This is a genomic window from Arsenophonus sp. ENCA (assembly GCF_002287155.1).
Classification (GTDB): domain Bacteria; phylum Pseudomonadota; class Gammaproteobacteria; order Enterobacterales; family Enterobacteriaceae; genus Arsenophonus; species Arsenophonus nilaparvatae.
The window spans coordinates 1-13,792 of record NZ_NHNG01000291.1 but is presented as its reverse complement, the minus strand read 5'-3'; the positions used below and the strand labels follow the sequence as shown (position 1 = coordinate 13,792).

Sequence of the window (13,792 nt, the reverse complement as noted above, 5' to 3'; positions counted from 1 at the left end):
AAATCTTGAATCAGCGAAAGAGCATGGTTGAACCTGTGTTTTCAGCATTGCGGGGAATTCAGGGTTTGGAACGTTTCCGGCGTAAGGGATTATTAGCGGTAAAGCTCGAATTTACCCTGCATGCAATGGCCTATAACTTATCAAGAGCGGTTGCTCTGATATTATGGATGATTTTCAGTCTATTATTTGTACAAACTAAAATCAGAAAAAGAGAAAATCTGCACGGTGGGATATTGTTGAAAAAAAAATTCCACCCCTTTTGCGACAGCCTCTTAGGGGGCGGGAGCGCAGAAATACGCTCTTGCTACCCGACATTTGAAAGATAAAACAGTTATCGATTTTGGTTGTGGCTCAGGCATATTGGCCATTGCCGCGCTTAAACTAGGCGCCAAAAAAGCGATTGGTATTGATATCGATCCTCAAGCCATCCAAGCTAGCCATAACAACGCCGAACAAAATAGAGTCGCCGATAAATTAGTTCTGTATTTGGCGAAAGATCAGCCTGAAGATCTAAAAGCGGATATTGTTATTGCTAATATCTTAGCTGGCCCCTTACGCGAATTAGCTTGTGCAATCGGTGGATTAACTAATCCAAATGGCTTACTTGGACTGTCTGGAATATTAGCCAGTCAGGCTGAAGCAGTTATAACCGCTTACCAACAACAATTTAATATTGAGCCGATAATAGAAAAAGAAGGATGGTGCCGAATAACCGGAATAAAAAAAGCGGATTAGCCATAAGCGAGGTTAGCGCATGCTAATGCGCTAACCCGACAATAAAAATTTTGCTAAAAATCTGCTGCTATAAAATATCACAAAATTATAACAATTATCAAACTAATTACTTTTATTGTTTATGCAAAATAATATCTTTTCAATAACCATCATAAAAATAGTGATCAAGGTTGATTTTTATACAATCAACAGAGATAATCTAACAAGGAATTTACGATAAAGAATAACAAAATTTGAAAACAAATCAGAAATTTTCATTATATTGATTTTTATGAATATTATTTGTAATCAAAAAAAATCAAGATAAAATTTTTCAAAGAAATATCAATTTGCTCAAAGTTTGTCCTTTCATATCTCGTAAAAAATGCGTAATATACGCGCCCTTGCAGTAACAGGATGGTGTTCTTTTATCGCCTATGTATATTGGTCAATATCAGATAAAAAAACTGTCTCATTGCAGCACCAATAGCGGGTATCACCGATAGGCCTTTTCGGTCACTGTATTACTCAATGGGTGCTGATATGACAGTGTCGGAAATGCTTTCTTCCAATCCTCAGGTTTGGAAAACAGACAAATCCAGATTGAGAATGATCCATAGTGATGAATTAGGCATTCGTTCTGTGCAAATTGCAGGTAGTGATCCCGATGAAATGGCAGCAGCTGCACGAATTAATGTTGCAAATGGTGCTCAGATCATCGATATCAATATGGGTTGCCCTGCCAAGAAAGTGAACCGTAAGTTAGCAGGTTCAGCATTATTCCGCTATCCAGAGCTGATTGAGAAAATTCTATTAGCTGTTGTGAATGCGGTTGATGTTCCTGTTACATTAAAGGTTCGCACTGGCTGGTCACCTGAAGAACGGAACTGTATAAAAATAGCTCAACTGGCCGAAAATTGTGGTATTCAAGCTGTAACTATTCATGGCAGAACTCGTTCTTGCTTATTTAATGGTGTAGCTGAATATGACAGCATTCGAGCAGCTAAGCAAAATGTTACTATTCCAATTATCGCTAATGGCGATATTACTGACCCGCTTAAAGCCAGAGCAGTGCTTGACTATACTGGGGCTGATGCCTTAATGATTGGTAGAGCTGCTCAGGGAAGACCCTGGATCTTTCGGGAAATCCAGCATTACCTGGAAACAGGTGAGTTACTGCCACCTATGCCTATTGCTGAGGTGCAGTGCTTAATGCAAGCGCATGTTAAGGAGCTGCATGACTTTTACGGTCTAAGCAAAGGAATCCGCATCGCACGCAAGCATGTCTCTTGGTACTTAAAAGAACATGCACCTGATGACCAGTTTCGGCGCACATTCAACACCATAGAGGATGCCAGCGAACAGCTGGAAGTGTTGGAGGCATATTTCGAAAAATTTTGCGTAAATCAAAGAAAAGAGCTGACAGAACTATGTTCGAACAACGCGGAAATTCTGACGTACTAACCGTTGCTACTGTAAATTCACAAGATCAAATAACTCAAAAGCCACTACGTGATTCAGTTAAACAAGCACTGAAAAACTATTTTGCCCAACTTAATAACCAGGATGTTAATGACTTATATGAATTAGTATTGGCTGAGGTGGAAAAACCATTATTAGATATGGTAATGCAATATACCCGTGGAAATCAGACCCGTGCTGCGTTAATGTTAAGCATCAACCGTGGAACTCTACGTAAGAAATTGAAAAAATATGGTATGAACTAGCCATAAGTGGTTAACATACTAATTAAAAAAGCACTTTTATATTTTATATAAGTGCTTTTTTGTTATTACTTATACCCTACTCACTGAACAAATATATAAATAGAAGATAAGACGGTAGCTAATGGCAGTTCTAAATGAAAATCGGCAGAATCCAATTACTCAACGTTGAAATCAGCTCTTCGAATCGATTGCTACTGACAATCAAATCTAACAACTTAGTTTGAAGTTCTACCGAATTTAGCATAAATATTGCTAATATCAGAGCCATGTGCATTCCATCTTCACGATAACCATTCATTATCCAGATTGCCCCTTCGATTTAGGTATTAGTTAGATTAATATCAACCCCTAAAAACCATTTAAAAAGAATATCCAGCATTAACTGAAAATAATTTATTAAATAATCCCAGCTTGAATATTCATCTAGGTGCAATGATATTAAAGCGTAATTTTGTTTCATATGGGAGAAAATGGTTAACTACATAAATATATAATGCGGCGATGGGTAATGTTGATTCAACGATCCATAATCGTTTCCGTTATGCGAAAAAATTTATCGAAAGCTATTTTCACTACATGACTATTAATGTGGTTTTTCGTCAACATCGATTTTTAAATAACTTTTTCATCTCTGCATCAGCAAGAAAGATTAACATTTTATCAGCACCATTTTCAAGAAACTACCGTGCTATCAAGCTAATATTTAATCAAACAAGAACTCAAATTGAATTAAAAAAATAAAATTATTGATTCTCGATGATAATGAAAAAAATCCTAAATGATTGCGATTTTTAGTGTTTTTTAAAATTTATGATTTCTTTTCCACTTGTCAGTAAATCATGACAGCACAGCCTCCGTAACGAATTCACCATTCTGATGCAATATTTTATCCTGACATTTAATTTTTTTTGCAGTCAATATCTCTACTTATATTCTATTTGTATTGGTGATAGTATTGTTATACAGAGGCTGAGATAAACAACAAGGATGTTTTTTATGAAAGATAAAATGACTGCTGTAATGATGCTGGCTGCTACAGTGATTGCCGGTGGTGCACAAGCCAATGATATAAATATGTGGCGTGAACCAACACCGGTTGTTAAAGAAGGTAAATTTTTCTCCGTTATTCAGGATCGAGGAACTTTGCAAAAGGCGGTTAAAAATAGCAATAACGAGTTTCTTTTTTCAGAAAAAGGTGCAGGCGTTAAGCCACTGGTACTCATCGAATCACCAGTAGAGATTTTCGAATATTTGGAAAAAAATCAAACCCGCGGTATCGAAAACCATCTACAGGAAACCCCTGAAATATAAATGGGCATCACAAAGTACGTACCACATACACGTTTTAATGGACTTTTTCCGATACAGGATTTTTTAGTTAAAACACTTGAGCAGGTGCTTAAATTTGTACCTACAGGAACAGTTATTACCGACGCAGCTGGTATTCCTGCGGATCTTAAAGAACTTTATCGCGTTACCAATTCGTTTAAAAATAAAGAAAAATCCAGTGGTGATTCACTCTACGTAAAATTTAGTTATCTTCCAGAAGATGGAATGCAAAAAATTGGTACCCGTTCGATTAGCTTTGGTCGTATATTACAATTGATGCAGAATAAAAATTAACGATCGAGTTTATCAGAATGGGGTAGGTGTATATTAAATATAAACACACTCAGAACGTCACTGACAGATAAAATATTAGGTAATATTGCAGGGAAGTTAGACAAGTTACTAGATATATGTAAAAAGGCGCTTACCTCACAGGTAAATGCCTTTTTATTTTAGCAGCTAACAATCAAAATAAATTTACTATTACCTTTCTATCTTTCAACAACTTTTGATATAGTTAATTGTCAAACTTTAATTTGGCTACATAACAAAAGTTTTAGCTAGGTTTTTTACATCACGCGAATGTGGCTTATTCTAAGCTTCCATTACTAACCGAAGTTTTTTCATGGCATTTTTTTCTAATTGACGAACACGTTCAGCCGATACACTATATTTATCGGCTAAATCCTGTAAAGTGGTTTTGTTTTCTTCATCAAGCCAACGCGCTCGAATAATATCCTGACTACGCTCATCTAAGGTGGATAATGCCTGCGTTAATTTATCAGTAGCATGGTTTTCCCAATTATCTTCCTCAATGCTATCGGCAAAATCAGAAGATTTATCCTGTAGATATAAAACCGGGGCAATAGTCGTATTTTCACCATTATCATCATCGTCATTCATATCGAATGCCATGTCTTGTGCAGCCATTCGCGATTCCATCTCACGAACATCCTTGCTGGTTACGCCTAATTCCTTGGCAACCATATCGACTTCATTTTGATTAAACCAGCCGATACGTTTCTTATTCTTACGCAAATTGAAAAAAAGCTTACGTTGAGCTTTAGTGGTGGCAACTTTAACTATCCGCCAATTACGCAATACATATTCATGAATTTCAGCTTTTATCCAATGGACAGCAAATGAAACTAAACGTACGCCAACTTCAGGATTAAAACGACGCACAGCTTTCATTAGACCGATATTACCTTCTTGGATCAGATCCGCTTGTGGCAATCCATAACCTGAATAATTACGCGCGATATGAATAACAAAACGTAAATGAGAAAGTATAAGCTGTTTAGCCGCATTTAAATCACCATGATAATGCAGCCGTTTTGCATATTCTTGTTCTTCCTCTGCGGTTAGCATCGGATAAGCATTAGCTGATCCCACATAAGCTTCAATGCTACCTTGTGGAATTAATGCTAATGATTGCATATCTTTGGTCATTGATATCCTCTTTGAATTCAACAAACTAAGAGTTAGTTCTAAATAAAAAATTTATATTTGACCAGATTCCATTGCTCAGCGATTAATCTGATATCGAGTAGTTTACCACTGCTTGGTATCGAAGAAAATTGCCTTGATTTAATTACATTGAACTTTTAACTTCGACAAAATGTCAGCATAAAAGTTCAATATTGATCACCCGTGTCACTTTTCCTGCTGATAATGATCATTCTGGCGTGAAACGTCTTAAGTGTTGAGCTGTAGCCAGCCAAGCCGCTAACCAGCCAATCATTGCGGCAATCAGTATAACTAATAGCACCTCATCCCATAAAAAACCTTGAATATGAAATGTAGTACCAAATACACCCGCTACCTGTGTAACGATACCGGTCAGTTGCCATACCAATAATGCAGAAAGTATTAATGAGAGTAAAGCACCAAAGAATCCCAGTATAATACCACTATTTAAAAAAGGACGCATAATAAAACCATCTGTCGCCCCAATCAACTTCATGACATTAATCGTATCCCTACGGGCAAAAATATTTAGTCTTATACTATTGCCTATCACTAAAAATACCGCCATAACCATTAAAATACCAATCACCATGGCAATTTGTCCAATCAGCCCAGTTAATGCTGCTAAACGGGTAAACCAACTATCATCGATGCGAACATCTTCAATTCCAGCTAATTGACCTACTTTATTACGCAGGTTTATCAATGATTGTGAATTTTGAAAATCAATTTTAGGCGTGATAATGGCTACTGCTGGTAAAGGATTTTCTTCCAATAGATCTAACGCTGTGCCGAATCCTGACCAATTGCGAAACTCAATCATGGCTTCTTCGCGCGACAGGTAATTAACACTCTTAACACCATCTAATTGCTTAAGTCCAGCGACTGTCTGTTCAGCGCCTTTTTCATCTAATGATTTATCCAAATAAATGGTTAATTGGGGTGCGGGATACCATTGTTGCGCGGCTTGTGAAACATTTTTCCAAACAATATAACAAAGACTGGGCAGTGTTATCGAGATCGCAATAACAGCCACCGTTAAAAGCGTGGCTAAAGGCTGGCGTAACATATCAGCTAATGTATTTAACCAAGCGTAGCGCCATTGCTCTCGCCATCCTCCTTTCAATGCCTTGGCTTTGGCTATTTTATGGATAGGTTTTTTAGCCATTCTGACCTCCTACCATTCTTCCCTCGCTTAATGTCAAAATAGAATAATGACGACGCTCAATAAGCTCAAGATCATGAGTGGCTACCAAAACTGTTACCCCAACTCGATTGAATTCTTCAAACAATCGCATAATACCTTCAGATAATTCATCATCCAAATTACCCGTTGGCTCATCTGCTAGCAATACACTAGGCTTATTAACAATTGCGCGAGCTATACCTACCCGCTGCTGTTCCCCACCTGATAATTGAATTGGATAACTTTTCGCTCTATTAAGTAAACCCACCTTATCTAAAGCAGCAGAAACCCGACGACGAATATCCTCAGAGCTGGCACCGGCAATAATCAGCGGCATAGAGACATTGTCATATACATTTCTATCAAACAACAAATGATGATCTTGAAAGATCATACCTATCTGCCGACGTAAAAAAGGGACTTCCCGTTTTTTTAAGCGATTAATGTGATGACCACCAAACCAAATATGGCCAGTACTGGGGCGTTCAATACCACATATTAACTTTAATAAGGTACTTTTCCCCGCCCCCGAATGGCCAGTAAGAAATGCCATTTCTCCAGGATGAAGATGAAAATCAACGCCCTGAAGTGCTTGCTTGCCACCACGATAAGCTTTACTAACATGTTCAAAGCGAATCATTGATATTAATCCTCTCGGACAAAAAGCGCCTCGATGAAATCATTAGCTACAAATGGCCGGAGATCATCAATGCCTTCACCAATCCCTATATAGCGAATCGGGATCTTAAACTGATCGGCAATAGCAAAAATCACGCCACCTTTAGCTGTACCATCAAGTTTAGTTAAAATAATGCCAGTTAACCCGACTGCCTCATGAAAAATTTTAGCCTGATTAATTGCATTTTGACCAGTACTTGCATCTAATGTTAGCATCACTTCATGAGGCGCTTGTTGATCAAGTTTTTGCATAACTCTGACAATTTTTTTCAACTCTTCCATCAAATGTGCTTTGTTTTGCAATCGTCCAGCAGTATCAGCAATCAATATGTCGACTCCCTTCGCTTTCGCCGACTGAATGGCATCAAATATCACTGAAGCAGGATCTGCGCCAGTATGCTGAGCAACAACCGGGATATTGTTACGCTCTCCCCAAACTTGTAATTGTTCAACCGCCGCTGCCCTAAATGTATCGCCAGCCGCTAGCATTACTGATTTACCTTCTGCCTGATATTGGCGGGCTAACTTACCAATTGTTGTGGTTTTACCAACCCCATTAACCCCAACCATCAATATTACATAAGGTAGCTTATTTTCTATAACCAATGGCTTATCAACATCAAATAAGATATTGGCCATCTCTTCGCGCAATTTGCTATAAAGCATCGCAGCATCATTCAACTCTTTACGATTAGCATGGGTAGTTAGGCTATCTATAATCTTTCGTGTTGTTTCTAGCCCCACATCAGAAACTAAAAGTTGTTCTTCTAACTCATCAAATAGCTCATCATCAATTTTTTTACCACGAAAAAAACTAACAAAACCGACTCCCATATTCTGCCGCGTTTTTAATAAACCTTGTCTTAACCGTGCAAAGAAATTCTCTTTTGCCGGTTTTTTTGGCTGTTGTATCGGCGGTACTTTTTTCTGTTCATCTATGTTTTGCAAAGTGGTTATCTGCTGACTAGGTGTAACAATTTTTGCGGCTTTTATGTCTGCTGTTTGGCATTGATCGTTTTTTTCTTCCGCTACTTGAGGTCGCACCTTTTCTACTTTTGCAGACTGCTGTGATGTTGCTATTACATCCGTCACCCCTTCAGAACTGTCTTCTACTTTCGGTTCGGATAGTTGCTCTGTCTCTCTTTTTTGCACTTCATTTTCAGATCCTAACCCTAACCAGGAAAAAAAACTTTTTTTTCTCTTTTTAGCCATCTGCCATTACACTCCTAGCGGTAAAAATATGGTGTTACCAATGTAAATAATAAAAATAGGATGGCAGTGTATCACTTGATTTGATTGCAACACATATCTGACACCCATTTCATGTTAAATTAGCGATAATTTTCATGTTGTACATGCTGTCGATAAACATTGGTATTATTATCATCTATATTAACAAACTGTAATGACTAAACTATGTAAATTATGGCAAGAAAAATACAATCTGCATCACGTGGCCAAATTCGTATTATTGGCGGTAAATGGCGAGGACGTAAACTACCTGTTTTTGATAGTGAGGGCTTACGCCCCACAACAGATAGGATCAGAGAAACTTTATTTAATTGGTTAATGCCTGTTATTCAGGAGGCTCGCTGCCTTGATTGTTTTGCTGGTAGTGGCGCTTTAGCTATTGAAGCGCTTTCTCGCTATGCCGCTTCAGCTACCCTAATTGAATTAGAACGCTCCGTCGCAACACAACTTGTGGCCAATCTAGCCAAATTAGAGGCAAAAAATGTACAAGTGATTAATCGCGATACATTGAACTATCTGGCACAAAACGGCACAGCCTATGATGTCATTTTTCTTGATCCGCCTTTTCGTAAAGATCTATTGCAACAAACAGCGTTGCTACTAGAACAAAATGGTTGGTTAAGCGAAAATTGTTGGATCTATGTTGAGGCAGAAGCAGAAGCTAATTTAGCCTTGTTACCTAAAAATTGGCAGCTTCATCGTAAAAAAGTTACTGGGCAAGTCGCTTACTGTCTTTATATTCGTAATCAATAATTAGTTGGAAAATATCATGTTAATAAATGCTGGAAAATTATTAATGGTTTTTGTTTGGGGATTCATGATGTTTAATTTAATCCATCCATTTCCAAAACCATTAAAATATTTTATAGATGTAGCAATGATATTTATGATTTTCATGCATGCCATGCAAGCCATTTTTTTTGCACGCCGCTTTTGCAAAAACAGAAAAGCATCCTCGTTGGCTGCAAATAAAAATCTTTCTATTCGGCGTTTTTGAACTTTTAGCCTGGCAGAAAAGACAAAAACTGACTAACTATAAAAAAAATCGCAAATAATTACAAAGGCAATGCATTATTGGCTGATAAATTTAGCTATTTTGCATTGGCTTTGCTTTGAAAGCGAACAAACCTTGTTCCCTGCATATAAAGCGTACCTCTATCCCCTTTTTTAATCGCATTATATTCGTTCTCCTTTTTTAGGAAAATCTTTATTACCTCACTAGCCGATAGCCGCTGAAAATAAATTTCATAACGAAACGTTTCCGGAGTAACAACCTCTCGTTGACGAGAACGCATATTAGGATAGGGATAATCTTTCTTATCAATGACCTCAACTTGATAACTGATAATCGGAGAATTATCATTAATGACATCTTGTCGACGTTGATCAAAAAAACGTTTCGTCGCTAACATAATAATGATAATAATAGTAATAACGAATATAACCGATTTATTCACAATATTTTCCAAGCTTTCATTATTCATATATTTAGTAACTATTATTGTCTATCCTCTAATAGGATCAATAATTTCTAATTAACCTTTTTAGTTAGTGGGGAAACCATGATCAGTTGGCCATTTCTTGCTGTGTTATTTTCTGGTTGGCTTTATATTGATGCTGCCTATCGCGGTCCACAATGGCAATGCTGGCTGTTTCGCCCAGTTACGCTATTATTGTTAGTATTTTGGGCCTGGAGTGCCGATTTTACTGATGCTGCCGGCTATCTGATCATGGCGGGTCTGTTGGTGATGCTAATTGCTGACAGCTGGCAAATGCTTTCCAAGGAACGTTTATTGCCGACTATTTTCTTGTTGTCTCTAAGCTACCTACTTTATACCATCAGTTTTGCTATGCAGATGAATTTCACTTTCTACTTGCCATTACTGACTATCCTACTAATCCTTAGTGTCATGGTATTAATTATAATCTGGGCACCTCTTGGTTCACTACGCGCACCAGCCATTTTTCTACTAACAATGTCATTCATTATGGCTTGGATAGCGGGTGAACAATATTTCGGTCTAGCAAGAGAACATAATTTTTCCATTATGATAGGTGCATTTTTACTTTTTATTGCCAACAGTATTTGGCTTATCGCCAACTTTCGTTACCCATTTAAAGCTTCTAAAGCAACAATTACCGCTTGCTATTTTATTGGTCAATTTTTCATTGTACGTTCGCTTTACTTATAAGTTGGATTGATAACCATTTTTCAGCTAAATAGCATTTTTTGTCAAAAAATCCCCTCTTTTATGTTTGACTTTAGAGTTAACTCTAAAGTGTAAAGTAAATCACAGAAACGAAATTTTAAGTGAGTGAATTAAAAAGGGGATACTATGTGTGCGCATACCCATCAACAACATAAGCATACTGCAAAATGTTGCACAACCAATAGCCACAGCAGCGATAAAAAGAAAGTTAGTGGTCACAAACATAGCAAAAAAACCGTATCGCTATCAGCAAAAAATAGCGCTGATGATGAACATCATCCTGCGAAGAGTAACACTAAACTTATTGATCAGCAGGCATGCAGTGATACCAATCAATATAATTGTGTAAGTGAACATTCACTTATGCCTGAGGAAAGTAATGCCGTTATTTCAAGAGGAAAGCACCGCTTTCATTGGATTGTAAGCGGTATGGACTGCGCAAGCTGCGCGCGTAAAATTGAAATAGCCGTTAGCAAGGTCAAGCATGTCAAACAAGTAAAGGTACTGTTTACAACCGAAAAATTAATTGTCGATGCTGATGATGATGTTCGTGATGATGTAATCAAAGCTGTACAACAAGCGGGCTTCAAATTATATAACCTCAATGCCGCCGAATCAGCCACAAAAAAGAAGCAAAATAATCCATTTAGTGAATCTAAACCTATCATTATTTTAATATTTTTTATGTTAATCAGTTGGGGAATTTCCTTCATTGATGTAAAAGTAGGACACATTGCTTTTATTTTAACAACATTATATGGACTCTACCCGATTACAGTTAGAGCAATACAACTGATACGCTCAGGTACCTTTTTTGCAATAGAAACATTAATGAGTGTTGCGGCAATAGGCGCATTATTCATTAATGCCAGCGAAGAAGCCGCGATGGTACTGCTGTTGTTTATGATAGGAGAAAGATTAGAGTCATATGCCGCTGGACGCGCACGCCGAGGCATCAGTAGTTTAATGGCTCTTATTCCTGAACAAGCAGTACTCATTAAAAATGGTGTAAAAACCACTGTTCCTGTCTCGACACTGCAACCAGGTGATATCATTGAAATCCTTCCTGGTAGCCGTTTACCCACTGATGCTGAATTAGTGAATGAATTTGCCAGTTTTGATGAAAGTGCATTAACCGGTGAATCAAAGCCTGTTGAACGAAAAACGGGGGAAAAAGTATCAGCCGGCGCACTTTCTATCGATCGCGCTATACAAATGAAAGTAATATCTGAACAAGGTCAAAATGCGATCGATCGCATAATGATATTGATTGAAGAAGCTGAAGAGCGCCGCGCCCCAATTGAACGATTTATTGATCGTTTTAGCCAAATTTACACGCCCCTTATTATGTTAGTCGCAACATTAGTTATTATTATTCCACCACTATTTTTTGCTCAATCATGGGACATATGGATCTATCGTGGTCTAACCTTGCTGTTAATAGGCTGTCCTTGCGCTTTAGTGATCTCTACTCCAGCGGCAATTACTTCTGCTCTGGCAGCAGCAACCCGTCGAGGAGCCCTGATTAAAGGTGGCGCAGCCTTAGAGCAATTAAGTTCTGTCACCCAAGTTGCCCTGGATAAAACAGGTACACTTACCGAAGGGAAACCACAAGTTACTGACATCATAACCGCTGAAACAGTGACCGAGGAAAAACTATTGCAATTTACCGCTTCAGTCGAAAGCGGATCACACCATCCTTTAGCAAAAGCGATTTTGGCTAAGGCTCAAGCGCTAGAAATAAATGTTGAACCCGCCCAGAATCATAAAGCATTGGCTGGTATTGGGGTGGAAGGTTATTTGGCAGATAAATATATTCTGGTATCAGCACCGAATAAAATCTCTGACGATATATTAACCATACAATGGCAGCAAACTGTAAAAACACTTGAAAATCAAGGTAAAACTGTTGTTGTGGTACTAGTCGATAACAAGCTACTTGGCATTATTGCTATGCAAGATACATTACGCTCAGATGCCATTGATGCGGTTAATAAACTGCAAAAACTGGGTATTAAAACCGTCATGTTAACGGGTGATAACCCACTGGCAGCTGAATCAATTGCGCAAAAAGTTGGTTTAGATTATCAGGCAGAGCTATTACCTGAAGACAAAGTAAATGCTATTATAGCACTCAGTAAAACCAACCATACACTGATGGTTGGCGATGGTATTAATGATGCTCCCGCAATGAAGGCCGCAAATGTTGGCATCGCCATGGGTAATGGAACGGATGTCGCTCTTGAAACCGCTGATGCGGCATTGACCCATAACCGGCTAACTGGATTAGCCGAGATCATTATCTTATCACGAGCAACCAGAGCCAATATTCGTCAAAACATTACTATCGCTTTAGGACTAAAAGCTATCTTCCTGGTGACCAGTTTATTAGGCATAACCGGCTTATGGATGGCTATTTTAGCAGATTCCGGTGCCACTGCATTAGTGACCGCAAATGCGCTCCGTTTATTGAAGGATCGCCACCCAGAATAAACACTTTGTTAAATATTATTTATATATTTGAAAAAAGAGAGACATAATTCAATAATCTCTCTTTTTTCAATATACTTTTTGTTTAACACCGTCACGAGTTTCGCACAAAACTAATTTGGGTACGCTAATAAAACACGGATGTGCTCAGCAATAGCATTTTTGATTACGTCCCAATTTTGTTGATAAAGGGTTATTTTTTCAGATATACGACGTTTATGTTGTTCAAACCACGCAGAAATAGCGAGAAAAATATGATTTCTTTGCGCTCGGCTCGTGCGAGCCTGACAGCGTTCAATACCACAATTTTGTTTAACTTCTCGATGATAAACTTCAACAGACCAACGGGCATCCATGATAGATTTGACGTATTCACGGGTGGGATTCTCTTTGTTTGTTACTATAAGCGTGTTGCTTAATAGTGAAATAAGGGTGTTTCGGTGATTGAAGTAAATTTTACGCTGTTCTGAGATGGAAATTCCAAAGACCTGCGCTAAGGAGTAAGAAGGTATCATCAATAAAGGGTCTACGATTCCGTAAAATTTGGGTCATGCAACCGAGGCGCTTGATACCCGCGATGGCGTGTTCAACTGTAATACGGATGCCCGAGATTATTTTATTTTCTTGTTTTTGTTCAGGCGATAAAGGTCTTTTTCGAGTTCCTTTTTTTGGGATTTGTGTATTAGGATGCTGTTTATCTATACCTTGAAAACCGGTATCTGCCCAGATGGTTACCT

The 13,792-nt window shown here is 38.1% G+C and carries 13 protein-coding genes and 4 pseudogenes; 9 read left to right on the top strand and 8 right to left on the bottom strand.

What is annotated here, in order from left to right:
• The first annotated feature begins 23 nt into the window (after positions 1 to 23).
• The 4 genes and pseudogenes from CBG25_RS07855 to fis all read left to right on the top strand — a co-directional run bounded on the left by CBG25_RS07855 (position 24) and on the right by fis (position 2,441).
• Complete coding sequence (locus CBG25_RS07855; protein WP_290605860.1) at positions 24 to 326, top strand: transposase; 303 nt, start codon at positions 24 to 26, stop codon at positions 324 to 326.
• Positions 325 to 735 (top strand): annotated as a pseudogene (locus tag CBG25_RS07850) (50S ribosomal protein L11 methyltransferase); the annotation flags it as partial. The gene CBG25_RS07855 and the pseudogene CBG25_RS07850, both read left to right, overlap by 2 nt.
• A gap of 416 nt (positions 736 to 1,151) precedes the next feature.
• A pseudogene (gene dusB / locus CBG25_RS07845) lies at positions 1,152 to 2,178 on the top strand (tRNA dihydrouridine synthase DusB).
• The gene (gene fis, locus CBG25_RS07840) at positions 2,145 to 2,441 is read left to right on the top strand and encodes a DNA-binding transcriptional regulator Fis (protein WP_032115641.1); all 297 of its coding nucleotides are present in this window, start codon (positions 2,145 to 2,147) and stop codon (positions 2,439 to 2,441) included. Before dusB ends, fis begins: the two are co-directional and overlap by 34 nt.
• 130 nt (positions 2,442 to 2,571) lie before the next feature.
• On the opposite strand, the gene CBG25_RS07835 is transcribed toward fis, so the two are convergent.
• The gene (locus CBG25_RS07835; RefSeq protein ID WP_290605857.1) at positions 2,572 to 2,739 is read right to left on the bottom strand and encodes a hypothetical protein; all 168 of its coding nucleotides are present in this window, start codon (positions 2,737 to 2,739) and stop codon (positions 2,572 to 2,574) included.
• A 698-nt stretch (positions 2,740 to 3,437) separates the two neighbouring features.
• Between CBG25_RS07835 and CBG25_RS07830 the strand changes: the two are divergent.
• A pseudogene (locus tag CBG25_RS07830) lies at positions 3,438 to 4,064 on the top strand (hypothetical protein).
• A 300-nt stretch (positions 4,065 to 4,364) separates the two neighbouring features.
• Here the strand turns inward: CBG25_RS07830 and rpoH are convergent.
• The 4 genes from rpoH to ftsY all read right to left on the bottom strand — a co-directional run bounded on the left by rpoH (position 4,365) and on the right by ftsY (position 8,316).
• Complete coding sequence (rpoH, locus tag CBG25_RS07825; RefSeq protein WP_290605856.1) at positions 4,365 to 5,222, bottom strand: RNA polymerase sigma factor RpoH; 858 nt, start codon at positions 5,220 to 5,222, stop codon at positions 4,365 to 4,367.
• Between the two features lie 226 nt (positions 5,223 to 5,448).
• The gene (gene ftsX / locus CBG25_RS07820) at positions 5,449 to 6,408 is read right to left on the bottom strand and encodes a permease-like cell division protein FtsX (RefSeq protein WP_290605854.1); all 960 of its coding nucleotides are present in this window, start codon (positions 6,406 to 6,408) and stop codon (positions 5,449 to 5,451) included.
• Positions 6,401 to 7,066 carry a cell division ATP-binding protein FtsE gene (ftsE, locus tag CBG25_RS07815; protein WP_290605852.1) on the bottom strand — a complete coding sequence of 222 codons (666 nt, stop codon included), beginning with the start codon at positions 7,064 to 7,066 and terminating at the stop codon, positions 6,401 to 6,403. The genes ftsX and ftsE overlap by 8 nt, the downstream gene beginning before the upstream one ends.
• 5 nt (positions 7,067 to 7,071) lie before the next feature.
• The gene (ftsY, locus tag CBG25_RS07810; RefSeq protein ID WP_290605850.1) at positions 7,072 to 8,316 is read right to left on the bottom strand and encodes a signal recognition particle-docking protein FtsY; all 1,245 of its coding nucleotides are present in this window, start codon (positions 8,314 to 8,316) and stop codon (positions 7,072 to 7,074) included.
• A gap of 213 nt (positions 8,317 to 8,529) precedes the next feature.
• Here ftsY and rsmD point away from each other — a divergent pair, with 213 nt between their 5' ends.
• Both rsmD and CBG25_RS07800 read left to right on the top strand, forming a co-directional pair.
• Complete coding sequence (gene rsmD, locus CBG25_RS07805; protein WP_290605848.1) at positions 8,530 to 9,108, top strand: 16S rRNA (guanine(966)-N(2))-methyltransferase; 579 nt, start codon at positions 8,530 to 8,532, stop codon at positions 9,106 to 9,108.
• Positions 9,109 to 9,124: 16 nt separating this feature from the next.
• A pseudogene (locus tag CBG25_RS07800) lies at positions 9,125 to 9,410 on the top strand (DUF1145 family protein).
• 36 nt (positions 9,411 to 9,446) lie between these two features.
• Here CBG25_RS07800 and CBG25_RS07795 read toward each other — a convergent pair.
• The gene (locus tag CBG25_RS07795) at positions 9,447 to 9,812 is read right to left on the bottom strand and encodes a DUF2500 domain-containing protein (protein ID WP_290605846.1); all 366 of its coding nucleotides are present in this window, start codon (positions 9,810 to 9,812) and stop codon (positions 9,447 to 9,449) included.
• Positions 9,813 to 9,917: 105 nt separating this feature from the next.
• On the opposite strand from CBG25_RS07795, the gene CBG25_RS07790 reads away from it, so the two are divergent.
• Together CBG25_RS07790 and CBG25_RS07785 are read left to right on the top strand one after the other, a co-directional pair.
• Positions 9,918 to 10,547, top strand: coding sequence for a lysoplasmalogenase family protein (locus CBG25_RS07790; protein ID WP_290605844.1), 630 nt, complete (start codon positions 9,918 to 9,920; stop codon positions 10,545 to 10,547).
• A gap of 144 nt (positions 10,548 to 10,691) precedes the next feature.
• Entirely contained in the window at positions 10,692 to 13,058 is a 2,367-nt protein-coding gene (locus tag CBG25_RS07785) for a zinc/cadmium/mercury/lead-transporting ATPase (protein WP_290605842.1), read from the top strand.
• 110 nt (positions 13,059 to 13,168) lie between these two features.
• On the opposite strand, the gene CBG25_RS07780 is transcribed toward CBG25_RS07785, so the two are convergent.
• The gene (locus tag CBG25_RS07780) at positions 13,169 to 13,570 is read right to left on the bottom strand and encodes a transposase (RefSeq protein ID WP_290605840.1); all 402 of its coding nucleotides are present in this window, start codon (positions 13,568 to 13,570) and stop codon (positions 13,169 to 13,171) included.
• Positions 13,512 to 13,792 (bottom strand): transposase family protein (locus CBG25_RS07775; protein ID WP_290603775.1); only part of this gene is annotated, 281 nt, incomplete at its 5' end. The genes CBG25_RS07775 and CBG25_RS07780, both read right to left, overlap by 59 nt.

Excerpts from the sequence above, each read along its gene's own strand:
- ftsX (WP_290605854.1), bottom strand. The coding sequence starts at position 6,408 with ATGGCTAAAAAACCTATCCATAAAATAGCCAAAGCCAAGGCATTGAAA.
- CBG25_RS07780 (WP_290605840.1), bottom strand. The coding sequence starts at position 13,570 with ATGATACCTTCTTACTCCTTAGCGCAGGTCTTTGGAATTTCCATCTCA.
- CBG25_RS07790 (WP_290605844.1), top strand. The coding sequence starts at position 9,918 with ATGATCAGTTGGCCATTTCTTGCTGTGTTATTTTCTGGTTGGCTTTAT.
- fis (WP_032115641.1), top strand. The coding sequence starts at position 2,145 with ATGTTCGAACAACGCGGAAATTCTGACGTACTAACCGTTGCTACTGTA.
- CBG25_RS07835 (WP_290605857.1), bottom strand. The coding sequence starts at position 2,739 with ATGAATGGTTATCGTGAAGATGGAATGCACATGGCTCTGATATTAGCA.
- ftsE (WP_290605852.1), bottom strand. The coding sequence starts at position 7,066 with ATGATTCGCTTTGAACATGTTAGTAAAGCTTATCGTGGTGGCAAGCAA.
- rsmD (WP_290605848.1), top strand. The coding sequence starts at position 8,530 with ATGGCAAGAAAAATACAATCTGCATCACGTGGCCAAATTCGTATTATT.
- rpoH (WP_290605856.1), bottom strand. The coding sequence starts at position 5,222 with ATGACCAAAGATATGCAATCATTAGCATTAATTCCACAAGGTAGCATT.
- CBG25_RS07855 (WP_290605860.1), top strand. The coding sequence starts at position 24 with ATGGTTGAACCTGTGTTTTCAGCATTGCGGGGAATTCAGGGTTTGGAA.
- CBG25_RS07785 (WP_290605842.1), top strand. The coding sequence starts at position 10,692 with ATGTGTGCGCATACCCATCAACAACATAAGCATACTGCAAAATGTTGC.
- ftsY (WP_290605850.1), bottom strand. The coding sequence starts at position 8,316 with ATGGCTAAAAAGAGAAAAAAAAGTTTTTTTTCCTGGTTAGGGTTAGGA.